The 1,897-nt window shown below is 48.2% G+C and carries 1 protein-coding gene; it reads left to right on the top strand.

Annotation, left to right across the window (positions count from 1 at the left end):
* Positions 1-199 precede the first annotated feature (199 nt).
* Positions 200-1,897 (top strand): pentapeptide repeat-containing protein (locus QT974_RS33910; protein WP_333472745.1); only part of this gene is annotated, 1,698 nt, incomplete at its 3' end.

Raw genomic sequence — 1,897 nt, 5'->3', positions numbered from 1 at the left:
TGCATCTGGTTTTTGAGGCCTGAAGAAGCATGACCGCATATAAGTTATTAGTTATAATTCCATATTGACTACGGTCATGCTTCGCCCCTACAAACATATTTGCTTGCATTGAGATGTACCCCATGATAACTGTTATTTTACCAGACTAGAAATAGTTTTTTTCCTTCCCCTTCCCCTTCCCCTTCCCCTTCCCCTGCGAATGCAAATACAGGAATTTTTACAGCGCTACCAAGAGGGAGAGCGCAACTTTGCTCATATTGACCTCAGCGGTGCTAGTTTAAGCGGTGTCAACCTGCGAGAAATAGACCTCACTGGTGCTAACTTGACTGGTGCTAATTTGAGCTGGTCTTTTTTGAGCAATGCTAAGTTAATTGGGGCTTGTTTGCGCCGCGCGGATCTCCGCAGTGCGGGGATGGCTGGGGCGAATTTGAGCGGGGCAAATTTGAGCGGAGCAAATCTAGCAAAAGCAGATTTGCGCTTGAGTTGTTTGGAAGCAGCGGATCTTAATTGGGCGACGCTTCTTGAGGCGGATTTGGGCGGTGCTAATCTTCAAAACGTTAAATCTGACCAAATTAATTTGGAAAAAGCTAAACTCGACGGCGCGCAGTTGATGATGGCCGAGTTAATGGAGGCGAATCTCAACCGCGCCAGTCTTGTTGGTGCGAATTTGACGGGTGCTAATTTGCGGGAAGCGCATTTGGTGGAAGCGAATTTGCGATCGGCAAATCTGACAGGTGTAAATTTGATTGAAGCTGACTTGAATGGTGCTCAAATGCGATCGGCAAATCTGACAGGCGCTGACTTGCACCGAGCTGTGCTGGCGGGGGCAGATTTGACAGAGGCGGTGCTGGATCGGGCTGATTTGAGTCGAGCTAATCTGGCGGGTGCTTATTTATTGAAATCGAGTTTTAAGCAGGCGCTTTTGGTGCGCTCTAACCTGGAAGCAGTGTATTTGCTGCGGGCGGATTTGAGCGAAGCTAATTTGCGCAGTGCCGATTTGCGGAAAGCTGATTTGAGCGGCGCTTATTTGATGGATGCGATGTTGGCTGAGGCGGATTTAAGAGAAGCTTGTTTGATTGAGTGCCGTTTAATTCGGACGAATTTGGAGGGGGCGCAGCTTACGGGTTGCTGCATTCAAAATTGGCAGGTTCAAGATGTCGATCTGTCGAAAGTTGACTGTGCCTATGTTTTTACTAACTTTGATTATACTGCAAAAGTTGCGGCAAATCGCTTGCCAGCCGATCGCGATTTTGAGTCTGGGGAATTGGGGGAGCACTATCAACAGGAAAGTTCGATTGTGGAGGTGTGTTTTGCCCAATCTCCTAATTGGGAGGCTTTGGTTTTTACGGTGCGTCAAGTGGAGTTGGAGAGCTACGAATTAAAGTTGACTGTACATTTTTTTGAGTCGGCCCGAGAACAACATTTACTGCGGCTGAGCGCGAACCGTTTGGTGAATGGCAAGATTTTGGGCGATCGCATTTTGGCGCTTTATCCAAATATGTTGGAAAAGGTTTTAGTCAAGGGCGCTGAAATTTTGAGTTTGCTGGGATTGGCTGTTACCGACAACGGTTCCCATAAAGAGTCAGCAACAGCGCAGCAGACGATGCTGAATCAAAAGGATCTGGTGCTCAGAAGACAGGAAATCTATCAGCGAATGGTGCGCCAAATTTCGTTTATTTTGATGTCTCAGACGCCGGATAAATTCTCCGAAAGCGTGCAGCGGTTGTTGGATTATTTGAAGCAGCAAGGTATCCCGACAGAGCAAATTCAGAAGAAAGTCATCAGTCAGGCGATCGTGCAGCGGGCCAAGCAAGACGCGGGTTTTCGGGAACAGTTGCTGAAGTGGGAGAAAACGGCCTCGGCGAGCGTTCGCTGTTCGATGATGGGGGAAGCGGTG

The organism is Microcoleus sp. BM001215392, assembly GCF_036700185.1.
Classification (GTDB): Bacteria; Cyanobacteriota; Cyanobacteriia; order Cyanobacteriales; family Microcoleaceae; genus Microcoleus.
The sequence above is the reverse complement of the archived record's forward strand: the minus strand, read 5'-3'. Positions and strand labels throughout refer to the sequence as shown.